Here is an 18,975-nt window from a genome sequence, read left to right on the forward strand (position 1 = left end):
CTACTTATCAAAAGGTGATTTTATTATGTCTCCAACAGCCAATACATTTGTAGCTGTCATCACTAGGCCATAGCTAACTTTCTCATAGGCCTTAAACACCATCAGAGAGCCCGCTTCCTCCATCGGTAGTTGGACGACTTCGTTAGTCACTGGATCAGCCACGGTCTCCCCACGGGTGAAAATCTTGAAGACGTCACCGGCTTTCACTTGTTCACGTTTCCCTAGGTTGATTGTGACAGCATCAAAACGGCCAATGTTATTCACACCCTTAGGTACCGAGATAATTAAGCCATTTTTACCGGCAGGTGCTGCATCAGGATAAAAATGCGACTGCAAACGGCTAGACGGGGTGGGGAGAACGCGGTCAAGGATACGGACCTCATAACGAGACTTATCAACATCCAGTGTTGAAACATCGTCATTGCGTGCCGTAACCGTTGCATCCGCTACTTTTGTCAGCTCATAGCCGAGCAACTCATCCGTCACAGGGTCACGATACTCTTTGGCAGGTCTATAGATGTTCTGAGCATCACTATTACTGCGTAGTTGGCCACGCGCATATACACGGTCACCGGCTCCGGCAATGATACGTTTATCACGACCACCTAAGATGTAGGGCGTTGCCTCCATCATCTCGCTATCCAGCACAACGTTTTCGTTCATGAATGCGTAGATATCTTTAAGAGGAATAGCAGGGATCGCCCGCTCAATCTTGGAGACACGAGCGCGGGGCATCAGGCGGTCATCGCGGCTTTTACTCAAGCGAGGCTGTCCGTTTACCCACGTCAGGTAAAGAATATCACCGGGATAGATCAGGTGCGGATTATCAATCTGCGGGTTCACATCCCACAATTGCGGCCAGCGCCAAGGCTCCTGCAGAAAGTGGCCAGATATGTCCCAAAGCGTATCGCCTTTGACGACGACATACTCTTGCGGATATCCCTCTCGCAGCTGAAGCTGATCTGCTCTTACTTCAGCCATCGCCGGCGTTACAACAGTCAACCACGACGCCAGACACACTCCCAACAGTTTTTTCATCTCCAGTTCCCTTGCCACCGCTTATCTATAAGCCAATATCTAACACTGCATGTTAAACGACAAATGCATCGTTGCACCAGAGTCAGTATAATAGTAGGAATACTCTTTTGCGCCTAAACTAGGGCGATCTTTATAATTTTCTAAAGAAACTGTGACTTAACTATGGCGTTATTACCAATTCTTGAATTTCCCGACCCACGTCTTCGCACTGTGGCCGCCCCTGTTGAAGTGTTCGACGCTGAACTCAAGCAGACCATCGCCGACATGTTCGAGACCATGTACGACGCGCCGGGTATTGGACTGGCTGCAACGCAGGTGAACATCCATCGTCGTATTATCACGATCGATGTCTCTGAAGAGGGCGACGAGCCGCTTGTTCTGATCAATCCAACCTTTGAAGTGCTGGAAGAGGAACTTGAAAGCATGCAGGAAGGTTGCTTGTCCGTACCAGGGTATTACGAAGACGTAACACGCCCGAACCATATTCGCGTCACGGCCAAAGATGAAAATGGCGATGAACGTACATTCGAGGCGGAAGGTTTGCTAGCGGTGTGTGTGCAACACGAAATCGACCACCTAGAAGGCAAGCTGTTTGTTGATTATATCTCACCGCTAAAACGTAATCGTATTCGTAGCAAGCTTGAGAAAAAGCACAAACAGGAACGAGTAGGGTAACTGCACCTTTCCATCGACAACATCCACAGGTTTGCTCATGCAAGCCTGTTTTGTTTTTAGGGCCCATGATGAGCAACCAACCACTGAATATCATTTTTGCAGGCACGCCAGATTTTGCCGCAGCGACACTCGCCGCACTGGTCAATACTGAGCACAACATCATCGCTGCATATACCCAGCCAGACCGACCAGCAGGGCGCGGCAAGAAACTAAAGGCCAGCCCAGTGAAAGAGCTGGCCCAACAACATGATATTCCAGTGTATCAACCAAAGAGTTTGCGCAGCAGCGAAGCTCAGGCAGAGCTTGCTGCACTCGATGCAGATCTTATGATCGTGGTTGCTTACGGATTAATCCTCCCCCAAGAGGTCCTTGAAGCACCACGCTTTGGTTGCATGAATGTACACGCCTCGATCTTACCGCGCTGGCGTGGCGCTGCCCCCATACATCGTTCACTACTCGCTGGTGACACCGAAACAGGTGTGACTATCATGCAGATGGACGAGGGTCTGGATACCGGTGACATGTTACACACCGTAACCACGCCGATTGCAGCCACTGAAACCAGCGGCCAACTGCATGATCGACTCGCTGCGATAGGCGCACAAGCTATGCTCACAACATTGGCCCAGTTATGTGAAGGAAAGCTCGCACCCGAAAAGCAAGACGATAGCTTGGCAACTTACGCACACAAGCTCGAGAAGCAAGAGGGTAATATCGACTGGTCACAACCAGCCGAGCAAGTAGACCGCCAGATCCGCGGACTGTCACCGTGGCCGATCGCTTTTACACAACTAGGCGATGCCACACTGCGTATCCATGGTTCGACACCAAGCACACACAGCAGTGAAGCTGCCGCCGGCACGATCACCGAGCTTGAAAAAGACGCGATTGTTGTTGCGTGTGGCGATGGGCGCTGTATCGGTTTAACGCGCTTACAACTGCCAGGTGGCAAAGTTCTAACAGCACGAGACCTGCTTAACTCGCGCCGCGATGACTTCGCTGTCGGTACGGTGCTGGGCGCATGAGTACTCGTTTAGTCGCAACCGAAGTCATTGCCTCTCTGATCAACAATCAGGGCTCGCTACGCAGCTTAATGACTAATGCCCAAATGCAGGTGGAAGATAACGAGCGCGCACTCTTGCAACAGCTTTGCTACGGTACCGCACGTAACTTCCCAAAGCTCTATACACTGGCAGACGCGTTGCTTGATCGACCCATTCGCAAACTAGATCCAGACGTACTGGCATTGATTATGGTAGGCCTGTATCAGCTTTCAGAAACCCGTATCCCAGACCACGCAGCTATTAGTGAAACGGTGGATGCAGCACATGATTTAGGTCTGCGTCGTGCCTCGGGCCTAGTGAACGCCGTACTACGCCGGTTTACCCGCGAACAGGAGCATGTGCTGGATGCCTTAGAAGCGCAGCCAAGCTTCCTGTTCAACCACCCTGAGTGGTTTATCGGGAAGCTCAAGCACAACTGGCCCGACCATTGGGAATCGATACTGGCGCAAAACAACCTGCAGCCGCCAATGTGCATACGCGTGAACACCCAGCATGTTTCACGTGAAACATATATCGGGATGCTTGCGTCTGAAAACATCAACGCACTACCGGGAACGTTTTCAGATGTAGCCATCTATTTGGCCGAGGCAGTACCCATAACCCACCTTCCGGGTTTTGCAGAGGGTCTCTTTAGCGTTCAAGACGAAGCTGCGCAACTATCTTGCCAGCTTGTTGACCCTCAGCCCGAAGAGCGAATTCTCGATGCATGCGCTGCACCCGGAGGGAAGCTATGCCACCTATTGGAACACCAACCGAAGGCTATCATTCAAGCCCTTGAGTTAGATCAGCGACGCGCAGCGCGCATAACTGAGAATCTAACACGGCTAAAACTGGATGCCGCCCTCGAGGTAGGCGATGCCGCCGAACAGGGCTGGTGGGATGGGTCGCTCTACGACAAAATTTTGTTGGATGCACCCTGCAGCGCAACCGGCGTTATCCGCCGCAACCCTGATATTAAAATGCTGCGTCAAGGCGAAGATATCCATACACAGGCGAAGTTACAGATGCGCATCCTAGAGAATCTCTGGACGATGCTGAAACCTGGAGGCACTCTGGTTTATGCGACCTGTTCGATCTTCTCCCAAGAGAACGAGCGCATTATCGAGCGCTTCGTGACTGAACATGACGACGCATCTGAAATTCCAGTCGACGCACCTTGGGGTGTTGCTAGACCATTTGGCCGCCAACTCTTCCCGCAAGAGAACGGCCACGATGGCTTCTACTACGCAAAGCTGGTTAAGGAAAAAGCAGTTCTTGGTTAACCGATGAAGATAATCATACTCGGCGCAGGGCAGGTGGGCGGTACGCTCGCAGAGAACCTCGCAAGCGAAGCAAACGACATTACCGTCGTGGATACGGATCATAGCCGTCTACGTGAATTACAAGACCGGTTGGATATCCGAACCGTTGAAGGCAAGGCATCCCACCCCAGCGCGCTCGAACAGGCCGGTGCACGGGATGCCGATATGCTCATCGCGGTTACCAACAGTGATGAGGTCAACATGGTGGCCTGCCAGGTAGGGCAGACGATGTATAACATCCCCACCAAAATTGCCCGCGTGCGAGAGCAAGACTATTTGCAACGTGACCGCATGCTGTTCGCTCGTGAAGAGATGCCGATCAATGTACTGATCAGCCCTGAGCAACTCGTCACAAAACACATAAAACGTTTGATACAACAGCCAGGTGCCTTGCAGGTGCTCGACTTCGCCGAGGGCAAAGCTCAATTAGTGGCGGTCCGCGCTTACTACGGCGGCCCTCTCGTTGGCCGCGAGATCGCCTATTTGCGCACGCATATGCCCGCAGTCGATACCCGTGTGGCAGCGATTTTCCGCCAAGGTAAACCGATCATCCCCCAAGGCAACACTGTTATCGAAGCCGATGACGAGGTGTTCTTTATCGCCGCACGCAAAGATATTCGTGCAGTGATGAGCGAACTTCGCCGCCTTGATAAGCCCTATAAGCGCATTATTATTGCCGGTGGCGGTAACATCGGAGCACGCCTTGCCGGCGAGATTGAGAACGACTTCCAAGTTAAAATCATCGAGCGCAGCATCAACCGTTGCAATCAGTTGGCCCGCCAGCTGAACAACACAATTGTGCTGCACGGTAGTGCCTCAGCAAAAGATCTATTACTCGAAGAGAACATCGAAGATACCGATGTATTCTGTGCGCTAACCAACGATGACGAGGCCAATATCATGGCCTCGATGCTCGCCAAGCGCCTCGGTGCACGCACCGTGATGACATTAATTAATAACCCCGCATACGTCGATCTTGTCCAAGGCGGCGTGATCGATATCGCCATTTCACCTCAGCAAACTACGATTGGCGCGCTATTAACCCACGTGCGTCGTGGCGATGTGGCGGCGGTTCACTCATTACGCCGCGGGGCCGCAGAGGCGCTCGAAGCGGTGGCACATGGTGATAAACGCAGCTCAAAAGTCGTAGGACGTGCGCTTGAGGATATCGACCTACCACCGGGCACAACCATTGGCGCGATCGTACGGAACGATGAAGTACTCATTGCCCACGATGATGTGGTTGTCGAGAATGGCGATCACGTGATTCTCTTCTTGGTCGATAAGCGCCGCATCGGCGATGTCGAGCGGCTCTTCCAAGTAGGTTTGACCTTCTTCTAGGTTTCAAAAAAGGCTAGGCAACTATGCACTATCGCGTCATCCTTCGCATTCTCGGTATCCTGCTGATGGTCTTCAGCTTGTCGATGCTACCCCCGGTGGGCGTTTCGATGTTCTATGAAGATGGCCATAGCTTTATCTTCGTTGCTGCTTTTGTTATCACACTCGCGACAGGCTTTCTTATCTGGCTGCCGGTGTATCGCGTAAGAGAGGATTTACGAACGCGGGACGGCTTCCTTGTTACCGTCTTGTTTTGGACCGTACTCGGCCTGTTCGGAGCCATACCCCTTGTGCTGTCCGAAAGCCCCCATCTTTCCATTGTCGATGCGGTGTTTGAGTCACTGTCGGGTCTCACAACCACCGGCGCTACTGTGATGACAGGTATCGACACACTGCCTGAATCCATTCTCTATTACCGCCAACAGCTGCAATGGTTTGGCGGCATGGGGATTATCGTGCTGGCGGTTGCCATCCTGCCCATGCTCGGTATCGGGGGAATGCAGCTCTATCGTGCTGAGACACCCGGCCCGGTCAAAGATAGCAAGCTGACACCCCGCATCACTGAAACCGCAAAGGCGCTATGGTACATCTATCTGTCTCTCACAATCGCTTGTGCAGTCGGCTATTGGCTCGCGGGAATGACACCGTTTGATGCGATAGGGCATAGCTTCTCCACGGTTGCGATTGGTGGATTCTCTACACACGATGCCAGCATCGGCTACTTCGATAGCCCAGCTATCGAGATGATCTGCACCTTCTTTATGACCGTCTCTGCGATCAACTTTGGATTACACTTCTTTGCTTGGCGCCAGCGCACCTTTCGCCACTATTTCGAAGACCCGGAAGTGAAGTTCTACCTTGGCATTTTGTTTGTCACCATCCTTTTCGCGCTATTTGTGCTGGTCATCACAGCGACTTACCCGCCTATCGAAGCACTGCGTAAAGCGGTGTTTATGGTGGTATCCGTCGCCACTACGACCGGTTTCGGTACTGCCGACTTCGCCCACTGGCCGGTGATGCTGCCTTTCTTGCTGTTTGTCGCAGCGTTCGCTGGCGGCTGTGCAGGCTCAACTGGGGGCGGCATGAAGGTCATCCGTATTCTGTTGATCTTGAAACAGGGCTATCGAGAGATCCAGCGTCTTGTACACCCTAATGCCGTTATACCTGTGAAGCTGGGCAACAAGCCCATCTCGGATCGCGTACTACAGGCCGTCTGGGGGTTTTTCTCCGTGTATTTGCTGGTGTTTGTCGTGATGCTGATCGCATTACTAGGAACCGGCCTTGACCAAGTAACGGCTTGGTCGGCGGTCGGCGCGACGCTCAATAACTTAGGACCGGGGCTTGGGGATGTATCTGCCCATTATGGCGGCTTGAACGATACGGCGAAGTGGATCTTATGCTTTGCGATGCTGCTAGGGCGTCTTGAGGTGTTTACGTTGCTGGTGCTCTTTACACCCGCATTCTGGAAGCGCTAACTCAGCATTGAGCCCCTACCGACTGTAGGGGCTGACAACGCCATCAGGTTGGTGGTTGAAGCGCTTGTACTCCCACTGGTATTGAGCCGGCAACGCTTTCACACACTGCTCCACTGATCGATTCAGCCCCAATAATGCCTCGTTCAAATCCGCGCTATAGATCAGTTCATCGGCCGCCTTAAAGTGAATTTCAAACCCCTCTCCACCAGGAAGGCGTTCGGCAAACCCACAGATAACACGCGCTTTGGTTTTGCGCACGAGCTGCGGCAACAACTTCATCGTATAAGCAGGGTGGCCAAAAAAGGGCGCCCACTCACCGCCAGTCACCGGCTCCTGATCAGGTAGTATACCCACCATCTCGGTACGTTTAAGCGCGCTCATAACCATCCGCACACCGGAGGCATCCGCAGGAGCCATCCGCGTACCAAGGCGTGCGCGCATACGTTTAATTAGCGTGTCTAAGAGCTTAAGTTTCGGCGGGCGGTACATGGCTGTAAACGGGTAACGCTTCGATAGATAGAGGTTCAGTATTTCCCAATTACCCAGATGCGGAGCGATCAAAATAACACCATGCCCCTGCGCTAGCGCCTCGTCGATTAGGTGCTCATGATGAACGGCTTTTACCTTCTTCAGCGAGCGCGCTGGGGACCACAGCCACGCCATCCCCATCTCTGAGAATGAGCGGCCTGTCTCGATCATACTTAGCTCAGCCAACGCCACACGCTCGGCTTCTGCCTGTTCCGGAAATGCAATATCGATGTTGGTGCGAGTTACGCGCATTAAGCTGCTCTCTGGCCGGGCAGCAAAGTACTTCCCGATCCGGCCACCCAAACGCTGAGCCCAACGCAAAGGCAACAAGGCTAACAAGCCCAAAAAGAGCACGGCAACAATAGCTTTGAGCTGCTTCATAACCACTCCAAAATTAAGAATAAGCAAATATTACCATGCAACGCAGTCGATTTCTTAAAGGGGAAGATTACGCCTTTAGGTAAATACGGTTTACTAACGGCACCAGCCGCGCACCTAAGATGTGTCACTGGAACAGATTTTTTGCCGCTATCGTGGCGCAAAGGGCCTCTATCAGGCGCATTCAAACACCATTCGTGTATAATTTAGCGCTTATTTTATTCCGTGATAAATGGGTGGTTATCGTGACTAACTCTACAACTCCAGACGTCAGCACCTTCCAGGGACTTATCCTGGCGCTACAGTCGTTTTGGGCCGAACAAGGCTGCGTTATTGTTCAACCGTTAGACATGGAAGTTGGGGCCGGAACATTCCACCCAGCTACATTCCTACGAGCTATCGGGCCAGAGACATGGCGCTCCGCATACGTACAACCTAGCCGCCGTCCTACTGATGGCCGCTATGGTGAAAACCCAAACCGCTTACAACATTACTACCAGTTCCAAGTGGTGTTAAAGCCTTCTCCAGACAACATCCAAGAGCTGTACTTAGGCTCCCTAGAGGCGATGGGGCTTGACCTATCGGTTCACGATGTACGTTTCGTAGAGGACAACTGGGAATCACCCACCCTTGGCGCATGGGGTCTGGGTTGGGAAGTGTGGCTAAACGGTATGGAAGTCACACAGTTTACTTACTTCCAGCAGGCTGGCGGTCTAGAGTGCTATCCGGTAACCGGCGAAATCACCTATGGTCTTGAGCGTATTGCGATGTATCTGCAAAACGTAGACAGCGTTTATGACCTTATTTGGGCGAAGAATCCAGATGGCAGCGTTGTGACCTATGGCGATGTGTTTCACCAGAATGAAGTTGAGCAATCAACGTACAACTTCGAGCATGCCGATGTCCCACAGCTGTTTGCTAACTTCGATCACCATGAAGCTGAGTGCCAAAAACTACTTACGCTAGAAACGCCGCTACCATTGCCAGCGTATGAGCAAGTACTGAAAGCATCACACACGTTCAACATGCTCGATGCTCGCCACGCGATATCCGTCACCGAGCGTCAGCGCTACATCCTGCGTGTACGCACACTGGCTCGTGATGTTGCATCAGCATACTTTGAATCACGCCGCGCGCTGGGCTTCCCACTTGCAGAAGAGGGAATCCGCCAAGAGGTGCTAGCCGCGTGTGAAGAGGAGAGCAAATAATGGCTACACAAGATTTTCTGTTTGAACTTGGCACAGAAGAGCTACCACCCAAAGCTCTGAAAGGCCTATCTAAGGCTCTCGAGAACGAAGTCGTCTTAGGCATCAAGCACCTGTTTGATAAGGACTCAGCAACAGCGCTAGAAAGCATGCGTGTTGACTCTTTTGCATCACCACGCCGTTTAGCTGTGCGCATCTCAGATCTTGCAGAACAAGTGCCTAGCTCCACTTTTTTGATGCAAGGCCCGCCAGCACGTATCGCTTTTGATGCGGATGGCAACCCAACCAAAGCACTGGAAGGCTTCGCGAAGAAATGTGGCGCGACGGTAGAGCAGCTAGAAGATATCGATGGCAAAATGTGCATGCGCCAAGAGGTACCAGCTAAGCCTGTTGCTGGTGCCTTACCTGACATCGTGACACACGCCTTGAGCAAATTACCGATCCCTAAGCGTATGCGCTGGGGTGCAACACGTACCGAGTTCGTGCGCCCCGTTAAATGGGTCATGATGCTGATGGGCGATCAGGTGATCGAGTGTGAGATCCTTGGCTTACCAGCCGGACGCACAACACAGGGACATCGCTTCCACCATAACGCGGCAATCGAGATTACAACGCCTGCCGAGTACGAAGAGAAGCTATTAAACATCGGTAAAGTTGTTGCAGACTTCGCGACCCGACGTGAGCAGATCCGCAGCCAAGTTGAATCAGAAGGGCAGCGTATCGGCGGTATCGCCCAGGTCGATGACGACCTGCTAGATGAAGTTACCGCACTGAACGAATGGCCTGTTGCGCTGACAGGCGGCTTCGAAGAAGCTTTCTTGGCAGTGCCAGCTGAAGCCCTGATCTCGTCGATGAAGGAACACCAAAAGTACTTCCACGTGAATGATGAAAAGGGCAACTTGATGCCATTCTTCATCACAATCGCGAACATCGCTTCCAACGACCCACAGCAGGTGATCAAAGGGAACGAGAAGGTTATTCGCCCACGCTTAGCGGATGCGAAGTTCTTCTTCGAGACCGACAAAAAAGTTACGCTTGAATCCCGCGTAGAGAAGCTCAAAACCATCGTATTCCAAAACCAGCTAGGCACCGTGTACGACAAAGCCGCTCGCATCTCCGCATTGGCTGGCTTTATTGCAGAAGCCCTAGAGCAAGATAGCGCTAAAGCAAGCCGTGCTGGCTTGCTATCTAAAGCTGACCTGCTTAGCGATATGGTTTATGAATTCACTGACCTCCAAGGTTTGATGGGTTACCACTACGCACTGGCAGATGGCGAGGATGCCGAAGTTGCGAAGGCAATTTACGAGCAGTACTTGCCTAAATATGCAGGTGACGACCTTCCTGAAACCAACGCTGGTATTGCCGTTGCGCTGGCTGATAGGCTCGACACATTAACCGGCCTTTTCGGTATCAACCAACCGCCAACGGGATCCAAAGACCCGTTCGCACTGCGCCGCGCGGCGTTAGGTATCTTGCGTATCTTGGTTGAAAAAGAGCTTAGTCTCGACCTTGAAGTGCTTGTGGAAAAGGCGGCTAGCCTTCACAGCGACCTGCCTGCGGCAGACACGGTTGTTACACAAGTCACAGACTTTATGCTGGAGCGCTTCCGCGCATGGTATGAAGACAAGGGCGTCGCTATCGATAGCTACCTTGCGGTAAACGCTGTACGCCCAACACGACCACTCGACTTCGACCAACGCGTGCGTGCAGTGAACAGCTTTAAAGAGCTAGCAGCGTCCGACGCTTTGGCCGCTGCGAACAAGCGGGTGTCTAACATTCTGGCTAAAAATGCGACGGAGTCTCAAGCGGACTTCGATCCATCTTTACTATCAGAAGCGGCAGAAAAAGAGCTTGCTGATGTATTGGCGCAAAAAGAAACAGTGGTTGCGCCGCTGTTTGCTGCCGGTAAATACGATGAAGCTCTGACGGAGTTAGCAGCATTGCAGGCAAGCGTTGATAACTTCTTCGACAATGTCATGGTGATGGCAGACGACGAAAAAGTGCGCGCAAACCGCATTAGTTTACTCGCTCGTCTACGTGCACTGTTCTTACAGGTAGCCGATATTTCTGTTCTGAGTAACTGATCATTCTGCTCTAAGTTAAAAGCCGGCGATAGCCGGCTTTTTTGTTTCACGTGAAACACGCTAATAAAAACTTCTTGATGCTAAAGCCCGTAACCGATACAGCGACTTAAACCGACCGAAGCAATTATAGAAAATATGCTGAGCACCTAATTATGCTCAAATTTTGAGGTAGCGTGATTTAAGCAGCAAAAGCCTAATGCCAAGCGTCAAGCATCTTAACGACCATCGCTTTAAGAGACTTATAAGCAAGAGAGCCAAACCAGAAAGAACGCCTGCTGTGTGAAACCAGCATGGTATAAAAGAGGCATTCGCCAAGTTATGAAAAATAGGGCACCTAAAAAGGGCGCCCTTGTAGCAGTCGCTACGAATACCGCATAGCTTTTCAGCAGCGATAGTTAAGTGAACGTAAAATCTTAGAAAACGGTTGTGTGGCTAACTCTCAAGCGCGGCGTAAGCGACCATCTCCACTAGCATCTCTTCGCGCGCTAAACCTGAGATCACCATCGCCGCGCGATTTGGGTAAGGGGCCTGTAGGTACTCTGCGTAAACCTTATTCACCACAGGTAAGTAGCTACGATCCGTTACATAGATCAGCACCTGAGTCAGTCGGTCAAGGCCTGCACCGGCCTTCTCTAGTGTGTGTTTCAGGTTATCCATGGTTTGGCGCGTTTGCGCCTCAATACCCCCTTCAACCACGTTACCATCGGCGTTAATCGGTATTTGCGCGGTAAAGAGAATGCCGTTGCCCACCGTTGCCCATTCAAGTGGGGAGGGTGAAGCGTAAAGGTCGGTTTTTACGGTTGTGATCATGCTGTTCTCCTGTCCTGTCGATTAGATTTCGCCACCGGCAAGTTGTTTTTCGAGCGTACTGACTGCCAAGAAGCCGAGTTGACGAAACGGCTCTGGAGGCATCCAGCTAGGCTGTCCAAAAAGTTCGTGTACGGGTATCGTCGCCGCGCCGGTCGCCAAGTCTGCAAGCGCACCGCCCAGCATCCAGCCCTTGACCAAACCCACACCATTGCAACCCACCGAAGCGAATAGCCCGGGACGTAGCTCACCCCACAGCGGCGCACCATTCGCTGTCAGCGAAGTTGTGCCTCCCCACCAATGGGCAAGTTGTTGTGCGCCTTCCAGTTCTGGATAACGGCTGTGCAGGCTGCGCAGTAGTATTTGCTCAACCTCGTCGCCTCCCTCTTGCTCGTATCCGTACATGCCACGCACCAGTAACCGGCCATCTTGCGTTGAGCGGAAAGTTGTCCCTAAACGGTGAGCGGGTAGTAGCCCCCACTCACCACGCTGATTGATCTGGGCACGCTCCGTATCACTGAGGATGGGTGTGAGCCCTGCATAGGTGTAGATGGTGACGCTGCGCGACGCGCCATAGCCAAGGCCTTTAATAAAGGCGTTGTTCGCAAGAAACAGGCGAGGCGCCTCAGCCATCGCCGACGCAGTGCGTACCACCCAGCGTGATGCGTGCTGTTCGAGTTCAAGCGCCGCTGAGTTCTCATATAAGGTGACGTTCGCTGGTAGCGTCTGTGCCACGGCACGAATCGTGCGCACCGGATTTAATAAGCGGTTACCCGGCAGCAGCAGGCCGCTGCAGTAATAAGTTGATCCGGTGATTTGCGCCAGTGCTGCGGCATCTAGCAACTCCGCCGATTGACCGCTGGCGACCATAAAACGCTCGAGCTGTTTGATGTAACGCTCACCTCGGGAGGTTGCCGCCGCTTTAAAGACCGGCTGCGTGTTCGTATCGCTCAACCCCGCTGCCGTTATCAGTTGCGTGTGAGCACGCTGATAGAGGGTATGCAGCTGCTGTGCTTGCGCAGTGCTAGGCGCACTCAATGCGGCTTCCAGCGCAAAGCCTGAATTACGCCCAGGGGAGCCACTGCCCACCTGTTCCGCTTCCAACACTGCTATACGGTAATTTGGCTGGCGCTCTGCCAAGCGGCGCGCGATCGCAAGCCCTGTATAACCCGCACCAATAATGATCGCATCAAAATGTTGATGCCCCGTTAGTGCGGGCTTTACTGCGCCATCAAACGCAGGGTCCGGCCAGCAACAGGGACGCTGATAGTGGGGGTAAGCTGTCGACATAACGCGCTCCTCAATTAGCGCTCTTCAGTAGCGCCATATAGCCGCTGCGTAATCACCTGAGCATGCTGCCGAAGCTGATCACACAACGCGTGGTAATACGTTTCATTCATTTGCTTTCGCGGTACGCTGCAGCTCAGAGCGGCCACTGGCGCACCGGATGGATCCATAATCGGGCTGGCTATGCCTGTAAACTCAGGAGGCTCTGTACCTTCAACACCGCCTGTCACACCTAAGCGCCGACACATCGCAACCGCTTGGTCGACATCAAACCGCTCAATACCGTACGAACGCTGCAACGTGGCGGCATTGCGTGCCAGTATCTGGTCGTACTCGCTACGACTTAGATGACTCAAGATGGCGATCGATGCTTGCCCTAAGCCATGGCGAATCCGATCACCCAAATCACTGACATAGCTGCGCGTCGGTTGGCTACCATCTTGAATATCCAAACACAGCACATTGAAGCCATCGGGCACGAACAGAAAAAAGCTGTTATCAAACTGGTCAGCTAAGCTACGCAACGGGCCACGCGCCGCACGCTTAATACATTGGGTTTGCCCCGCAGCACTGCCCCACACAATCAACTGATGTCCAAGGAGGTAAGGCCCCCGATCACAAATCTGGCGCAGTAAACCCAGCCGCTTCAGCGCCTGCGCTAACCGATATACCGTGGCAATAGAGAAACCACTCGCTGCCTCCAGCTGCGCCGCAGTCATTCCCTGATGTCCGGCGCGGGTAACTAGCTCCACCAGCAACATGCTGCGATCCAGTGTTTGGATGCCGCTATCTGGCATCACGGCAGGATCCGCTCGGTTCATCTTCTCGTGCTCCTTTTATTGCGCCCACTATAAATGGCGCTCGCCTCAAAGGCTTATCGCTATGCGATAAAATCCCGCAAAAACGCATTTTTTATACATATAGAAATTTAATTTTTATATAAAAATTTATTGATAATAAAAGCGGTTTAAAGCGCCGTTTAAGTATGTTTATATGTCTATAAAATTAAAAGAGAGATTTCCATATGAAGCGAGTTCTGCCTCCTGCACCTTGGCAGGGACGGAATGACCAAGATCAGCCCGAGCAGGCCAAGCGCTGGCATCATCAGGTTGAGATTCAAACCGACGCCCACATGCCTACCGACGCGACCCACGGCCTGATCGGCTTCTGCTGTGATGCGGGAGTGCGCCGCAATCACGGTCGTCCTGGTGCCGCAGAAGGTCCGGCTGCACTTAGACGCCAGCTTGCCAACCTTGCATGCCACGACACAGCGGTACGCTTGGGTGATTTTGGTGATGTTATTGCGGAAGGGGATGAACTTGAGGCGGCGCAGGTAACACTGGCAAACAGCGTTGCACAGGTGTTGAGTCACACGGATATCTCGCGCTTGTTGGTGGTCGGTGGCGGCCATGAAACCGCTTGGGGCAGCTTCTGCGGACTCTATCAAGCACTGGGCCCTGATGTGCGTATTGGCATCATCAACTTAGATGCCCACTTTGATCTACGTAAACCCGAAGCACTGGGGCCATCTTCCGGTACGCCTTTTTATCAGATTCGCGAGTTCGTCGGCGCCGATAACTTCTTCTATACCTGTTTGGGCGTCGCCCAAGAGTCCAACACCGCAACGCTATTCCAGCGTGCGACGGCGTGGGGCGTGCACTATCGAGCTGATCACGAGATGGCAGCCGCACACCTACCAGCAATTTGTGACGAGATAGACGCCTTTGCGCAATCTGTCGATGCGCTGTATCTGACAATCGATCTGGATGTATTACCGCACTACCAAGCGCCGGGCGTTAGCGCGCCGGCCTCCCGCGGGGTTAGCCTTGCTGTTATTGAGGCGGTCATCGCTCAGATCAAGCAAAGTGCTCAACACTGCCGCCTAGGGTTGCCCTTGGTGGAGCTAACCGAATTAAACCCCTCCTGCGACTTGCAAGGGGTAACAGCACGCACCGCTGCGATATTGGCGAACGCGCTGCTTAGTGACTCGGCATCTGCCGGAAAACCCGTGCGTGATCTCACGCCTCTAATCGAAAGGAAGTAAACAATGAAAACAAAGCTAAAGACACTTCTGATCTCCGCTGCGTTATCCACAGGGCTAGCAGCGGGTGTCGCTCAGGCTCAGGAACGTGTGTTTTTCGGTATCGCAACGGGCGGCACCGGCGGTACTTATTATCCACTGGGAGGGATGCTGGCACAGGTCATCTCTAACAACAGTGAGCTGCAAGGGAAGAAGATTTCGGCAACGGCAGAGACAGGTAATGCCTCGGTCGCTAACGCAGGCTTACTAGGCCGTGGTTCTATCGAATCAGCGTTTGTTGCCGCTGATGTGCTTGATGCAGCTTACAACGGTAAAAACCAGTTCAAAGGTAAAGAGATCAAAAACCTGCGTGCGCTGGGCGCTCTGTACCCAGAGACCGTACAACTGGTGGCTCAGCCGGGCATCAATAACTTCGCTGACTTGAAGGGCCGTTCTATCAGCTCGGGCTCGCCAGGTTCTGGCCAGTGGCAACTACTGGGCGACCTACTCAGCGCTTATGACATGAGCCGCGATGATATCAAAGAGGATTACTCTTCGTTCTCGCAATCTGCTGAAAAGATCAAGGATGGCAACTTAGATGCATCGCTGATCACGGCAGGCTCGCCGACCGCCTCCATTGTCGAGTTATCCAATGGCCACGATATCAGCATTGTGCCACTGACCGGCGCACCTGTGAAAAAGCTGTTAGAGAAACAACCCTATTATGCACAGACAATCCTGCCAGCTGGCACGTATAAGGGTGTGGATAAAGATGTGGAAACGATTGCTGTGCGCGCTATCTGGGCAACGCACACAGACCTACCAGAGGATATCGCTTACGCGGTGACCAAAGCGCTGTACGAAAACACCGATACATTGGCGAAAGTACACGTGAAGGGTAAAGAGATCAGCGTACAAACGGCACTAGAGTCTGTATCAATTCCATTGCACCCAGGTGCTGAGCGTTACTACCGTGAAAAAGGCCTTATTAAGTAAGGCTATCCCTTGGCTAGCAAGCTCGTTCGCGATGCTTGTCAGCCATCAGAGTGGGGCGGTTGCACTGCAGATAGAGGACTATCGTGCAGCGCAATCACTCACCTGTGTTGCTCTGCCGACACCTACTTTTTCGTTATCGTTTATCCATTCGGTTTCACTCACACCGGTGACCGATCGTTATCGTATCGAGCAGGATTCCGCAGGGTATCGCATCGTGCAAACGGCAGAGCACTTTATCGCCCACGGACAAGGGCTGCCATCCATGCTAGGGGAGCCAGATGCCATCGCTTTCGAGCATAAAGAGGGTGAGTTCGTATTACACATGGAACGGCCAATACCCGATCTGCTCGTGCGTACCGATGCACGTTTTAAAAACCGGTTGCACACCGACAACACAACAATAAATCTAAATCAGTGGTCCGATAACGGTTTACGTATTCGTCCGGTCAGCCACTGCAACACTGAGCAAAAGCTATGAACACTGAGCGCACCCAGGGCGAGCAGCCCACGCATGGAACGACGCAGATGCATCAGGAAGATCTGGACAACCTGATCAAAGAGTATGACAACGAGAGCAACTTTCGCGACCTTCGCGGCGGCCTGAAACACTTTGTCACCTTGGTGTGTGTCTCTCTGAGTGTCTTCCACATCTACACAGCAGGCTTTGGTCTACTCAACGAAGTTTCTCACCGCACCGTCCACATGACGATGATCATGGGGCTGCTATTCTTGGTTTTCCCGCGTAAAGCGGCAAAGCGCCCAAAAGTGGGCATCGCGTTAGGCCTGATGTATGGTCTCTTTTATCTGTTGATCGCCCACCAGCTGGTCTCGGCACTGGGTAACAACCTGTCTTGGGTGATCAATGCTGGCATCTATCTCTTTGCGGGGATGATGGCGCTATCGGCGTTGCCCTTGTCGTTCTTGGGTGGGCGCGGCAACAAGCCCGGTTGGTTGGACTGGCCGTTAGCGATACTCGGTGCGGGCTTCTCGGGTTATCTGGTCTACTTCTTTGATGAGATCTTCATCATCAACGTGGGCTTCCCGCAAACGATGGACTACCTGATGGGTGGCGTCGCCATTTTGATGGTGATTGAGGGTGCCCGCCGTACGATGGGCGAGTCGCTGTCTATTATTGGCGTTTTGGCGTTGCTGTACGCCATGTTTGGCCCTCAGCTGCCGGGCGTTTTAGCGCACCGTGGCTACGATATCATCCGCCTTGTTGAGCATCTCTACTTAGGCACCGAGGGTATCTATGGCATCGCCATTGGTGTTGTCGCAACCTACGTGTTCCATTTCGTACTCTTTGGTGTCTTGGCTCAGGCTTCCGGGCTTGGCCAGCTGTTCATTGAGCTGGCAACGCTGCTGGCTGGCCGCTATGCCGGAGGCCCAGCCAAAGTTTCCGTGGTGTCATCTGGCTTTTTTGGCATGATCTCCGGTTCACCGGTTGCCAATACGGTAACCACAGGCGCTTTTACCATCCCGATGATGCAGCGCTACGGTTTCAGCGGGCGTTTCGCAGCGGCAACAGAAGCCGCGGCATCCTGCGGTGGACAGATCACACCGCCGATTATGGGTGCATCTGCCTTTGTCATGTCGGAAATGCTGGGGGTGCCCTATAACGAGCTGATTCTTATCGCCATTATTCCCGCCGCATTCCACTACCTTGCGACACTGTGCATGGTTCACTTTGAGGCGCGCCGCTTGGGCCTTGAGGGTATGCCCGCTGAAGATATCCCGCGTTTTCGTGATGTTATGGCACGCCATTGGCACCAAACCATTCCACTCATCGTGATGGTTACGCTACTCTTGATGCAGTTCACGCCATTCCTTGCGGCATTCTGGGGCATTATCCTTACGGTGTTGTGTTCCTACATCCCGCTACTGCTCAAACCAATGGGTTTCACAAAACTTGATAGCGAGAGCGTGCTGACACCTTCACGGCTGATTTTCAGCCTAGAGGAGGGCGCTAAGCAGTCGATTGCGATCACCGCAGCCTGCGCTTGCGTCGGCTTCCTGTTAGGCGTAACCACGCTGACCGGTCTTGGCTTTAAGTTCTCCGGCGCGATTGTTGGCTTAGCCACAGATTTCGGCACCTGGTTGACGATGATCGTCCCCTTTGGCTTGCTCGATCAAGCCTCCACTACGCTGTTTGTCGCACTGATCTTGGTATCACTGGCCTGTATCCTAATGGGCGCGGGTATCCCAACAACACCGACATACATTATCTTGGCATCGATCGTTGCTCCGGCACTGGATGAGTTTGGCATTGCGCTGCTAGCCTGCCACTTCTTCATCTTCTACTACGGTGTATTAGCTGATGTGACACCACCCGTGGCGCTGGCGGCATATGCAGGCGCGGGCATCTCGGGGTCTGACCCCATGCGCACCGGCACAACCGCGTTCCGTCTATCGATGGGTAAAGCACTGGTGCCATTTATGTTTATCTATGCGCCGAGCTTGTTGTTCCTCGATTTTGATGCACAAGAGTTTGCCTTGGCCATGATCAGCGGTATCCTCTGCATCCTGGCACTGTCTGCTGCGTATATCGGCTTCTTCTGCGCACCGCTGCAAAAGGCCGAGAAAGCCCTGCTGACTATTGCCGGATTGGCACTGGTTGGATCTCTACCTTGGCTGGTGCTGCTTGCCGGTTCGGTGGTTGTGGCGATACTGCTGCGTAACTACCGCCAGAGCCGCGTGCAACCCTACGTTGCCGCCAACTAACGCACAGGACGCTGGCGAAAAAAGAGCACCTCAAGGTGCTCTTTTGCGAACCGTATAC

16 protein-coding genes are annotated in these 18,975 nt (G+C 52.9%); 11 read left to right on the forward strand and 5 right to left on the reverse strand.

The features are described 5' to 3' along the window. Positions 1-1,038, reverse strand: a complete 1,038-nt coding sequence (locus E4L36_RS11315) for a LysM peptidoglycan-binding domain-containing protein (RefSeq protein WP_136680703.1) — start codon at positions 1,036-1,038, stop codon at positions 1-3. A 162-nt stretch (positions 1,039-1,200) separates the two neighbouring features. On the opposite strand from E4L36_RS11315, the gene def reads away from it, so the two are divergent. The 5 genes from def (at position 1,201) to E4L36_RS11340 (ending at position 6,891) form a co-directional block, all read left to right on the forward strand. Beyond that, positions 1,201-1,713 (forward strand): peptide deformylase, encoded by a 513-nt coding sequence (def, locus tag E4L36_RS11320; protein ID WP_127693575.1) that lies wholly within the window; start codon positions 1,201-1,203, stop codon positions 1,711-1,713. A gap of 68 nt (positions 1,714-1,781) precedes the next feature. Beyond that, positions 1,782-2,738, forward strand: a complete 957-nt coding sequence (gene fmt / locus E4L36_RS11325) for a methionyl-tRNA formyltransferase (protein ID WP_136680704.1) — start codon at positions 1,782-1,784, stop codon at positions 2,736-2,738. Further along, positions 2,735-4,039: a 16S rRNA (cytosine(967)-C(5))-methyltransferase RsmB gene (gene rsmB, locus E4L36_RS11330; protein ID WP_136680705.1), complete on the forward strand. Its 1,305-nt coding sequence runs from the start codon at positions 2,735-2,737 to the stop codon at positions 4,037-4,039. Before fmt ends, rsmB begins: the two co-directional genes overlap by 4 nt. 3 nt (positions 4,040-4,042) lie before the next feature. Next, positions 4,043-5,419: a Trk system potassium transporter TrkA gene (trkA, locus tag E4L36_RS11335; RefSeq protein WP_127693578.1), complete on the forward strand. Its 1,377-nt coding sequence runs from the start codon at positions 4,043-4,045 to the stop codon at positions 5,417-5,419. Between the two features lie 23 nt (positions 5,420-5,442). Then, positions 5,443-6,891, forward strand: a complete 1,449-nt coding sequence (locus E4L36_RS11340) for a TrkH family potassium uptake protein (protein ID WP_136680706.1) — start codon at positions 5,443-5,445, stop codon at positions 6,889-6,891. A 15-nt stretch (positions 6,892-6,906) separates the two neighbouring features. Here E4L36_RS11340 and E4L36_RS11345 read toward each other — a convergent pair whose 3' ends face one another. Continuing rightward, on the reverse strand, positions 6,907-7,800 hold the full coding sequence (locus tag E4L36_RS11345) for a lysophospholipid acyltransferase family protein (protein ID WP_136680707.1): 894 nt from the start codon (positions 7,798-7,800) through the stop codon (positions 6,907-6,909). A 233-nt stretch (positions 7,801-8,033) separates the two neighbouring features. Here E4L36_RS11345 and glyQ point away from each other — a divergent pair, with 233 nt between their 5' ends. Continuing rightward, positions 8,034-9,005 carry a glycine--tRNA ligase subunit alpha gene (glyQ, locus tag E4L36_RS11350; protein ID WP_136680787.1) on the forward strand — a complete coding sequence of 324 codons (972 nt, stop codon included), beginning with the start codon at positions 8,034-8,036 and terminating at the stop codon, positions 9,003-9,005. After that, entirely contained in the window at positions 9,005-11,086 is a 2,082-nt protein-coding gene (gene glyS / locus E4L36_RS11355) for a glycine--tRNA ligase subunit beta (protein ID WP_136680708.1), read from the forward strand. The genes glyQ and glyS overlap by 1 nt, the downstream gene beginning before the upstream one ends. 432 nt (positions 11,087-11,518) lie before the next feature. Here the strand turns inward: glyS and E4L36_RS11360 are convergent, their stop codons facing one another. Genes E4L36_RS11360 through E4L36_RS11370 form a run of 3 tightly spaced genes read right to left on the reverse strand, consistent with a single transcriptional unit; the run spans position 11,519 to position 14,001 of the window. After that, positions 11,519-11,896 carry a RidA family protein gene (locus E4L36_RS11360; protein WP_136680709.1) on the reverse strand — a complete coding sequence of 126 codons (378 nt, stop codon included), beginning with the start codon at positions 11,894-11,896 and terminating at the stop codon, positions 11,519-11,521. Positions 11,897-11,917: 21 nt separating this feature from the next. Beyond that, on the reverse strand, positions 11,918-13,183 hold the full coding sequence (locus tag E4L36_RS11365) for an FAD-binding oxidoreductase (RefSeq protein ID WP_136680710.1): 1,266 nt from the start codon (positions 13,181-13,183) through the stop codon (positions 11,918-11,920). A 14-nt stretch (positions 13,184-13,197) separates the two neighbouring features. Then, positions 13,198-14,001, reverse strand: coding sequence for an IclR family transcriptional regulator C-terminal domain-containing protein (locus E4L36_RS11370; RefSeq protein ID WP_136680711.1), 804 nt, complete (start codon positions 13,999-14,001; stop codon positions 13,198-13,200). A gap of 203 nt (positions 14,002-14,204) precedes the next feature. Here E4L36_RS11370 and hutG point away from each other — a divergent pair, with 203 nt between their 5' ends. The 4 genes from hutG to E4L36_RS11390 are packed head-to-tail and all read left to right on the forward strand — an operon-like array spanning position 14,205 to position 18,917. Beyond that, positions 14,205-15,224, forward strand: coding sequence for a formimidoylglutamase (gene hutG / locus E4L36_RS11375; protein WP_136680712.1), 1,020 nt, complete (start codon positions 14,205-14,207; stop codon positions 15,222-15,224). Positions 15,225-15,227: 3 nt separating this feature from the next. Beyond that, positions 15,228-16,196 carry a TAXI family TRAP transporter solute-binding subunit gene (locus E4L36_RS11380; RefSeq protein WP_136680713.1) on the forward strand — a complete coding sequence of 323 codons (969 nt, stop codon included), beginning with the start codon at positions 15,228-15,230 and terminating at the stop codon, positions 16,194-16,196. Next, positions 16,174-16,674 carry a DUF1850 domain-containing protein gene (locus E4L36_RS11385; protein ID WP_136680714.1) on the forward strand — a complete coding sequence of 167 codons (501 nt, stop codon included), beginning with the start codon at positions 16,174-16,176 and terminating at the stop codon, positions 16,672-16,674. The genes E4L36_RS11380 and E4L36_RS11385 overlap by 23 nt, the downstream gene beginning before the upstream one ends. Continuing rightward, positions 16,671-18,917, forward strand: coding sequence for a TRAP transporter permease (locus tag E4L36_RS11390; RefSeq protein WP_136680715.1), 2,247 nt, complete (start codon positions 16,671-16,673; stop codon positions 18,915-18,917). Before E4L36_RS11385 ends, E4L36_RS11390 begins: the two co-directional genes overlap by 4 nt. Positions 18,918-18,975 lie beyond the last annotated feature (58 nt).

Origin of the sequence: Neptunomonas sp. XY-337 (genome assembly GCF_004959845.1) — a bacterium.
GTDB lineage: Bacteria > Pseudomonadota > Gammaproteobacteria > Pseudomonadales > Balneatricaceae > Neptunomonas > Neptunomonas marina.

Coding starts and splice junctions, on each gene's coding strand:
- E4L36_RS11315 (WP_136680703.1), bottom strand. CDS start 1,038: ATGAAAAAACTGTTGGGAGTGTGTCTGGCGTCGTGGTTGACTGTTGTA.
- def (WP_127693575.1), top strand. CDS start 1,201: ATGGCGTTATTACCAATTCTTGAATTTCCCGACCCACGTCTTCGCACT.
- fmt (WP_136680704.1), top strand. CDS start 1,782: ATGAGCAACCAACCACTGAATATCATTTTTGCAGGCACGCCAGATTTT.
- rsmB (WP_136680705.1), top strand. CDS start 2,735: ATGAGTACTCGTTTAGTCGCAACCGAAGTCATTGCCTCTCTGATCAAC.
- trkA (WP_127693578.1), top strand. CDS start 4,043: ATGAAGATAATCATACTCGGCGCAGGGCAGGTGGGCGGTACGCTCGCA.
- E4L36_RS11340 (WP_136680706.1), top strand. CDS start 5,443: ATGCACTATCGCGTCATCCTTCGCATTCTCGGTATCCTGCTGATGGTC.
- E4L36_RS11345 (WP_136680707.1), bottom strand. CDS start 7,800: ATGAAGCAGCTCAAAGCTATTGTTGCCGTGCTCTTTTTGGGCTTGTTA.
- glyS (WP_136680708.1), top strand. CDS start 9,005: ATGGCTACACAAGATTTTCTGTTTGAACTTGGCACAGAAGAGCTACCA.
- E4L36_RS11360 (WP_136680709.1), bottom strand. CDS start 11,896: ATGATCACAACCGTAAAAACCGACCTTTACGCTTCACCCTCCCCACTT.
- E4L36_RS11365 (WP_136680710.1), bottom strand. CDS start 13,183: ATGTCGACAGCTTACCCCCACTATCAGCGTCCCTGTTGCTGGCCGGAC.
- E4L36_RS11370 (WP_136680711.1), bottom strand. CDS start 14,001: ATGAACCGAGCGGATCCTGCCGTGATGCCAGATAGCGGCATCCAAACA.
- hutG (WP_136680712.1), top strand. CDS start 14,205: ATGAAGCGAGTTCTGCCTCCTGCACCTTGGCAGGGACGGAATGACCAA.
- E4L36_RS11380 (WP_136680713.1), top strand. CDS start 15,228: ATGAAAACAAAGCTAAAGACACTTCTGATCTCCGCTGCGTTATCCACA.
- E4L36_RS11390 (WP_136680715.1), top strand. CDS start 16,671: ATGAACACTGAGCGCACCCAGGGCGAGCAGCCCACGCATGGAACGACG.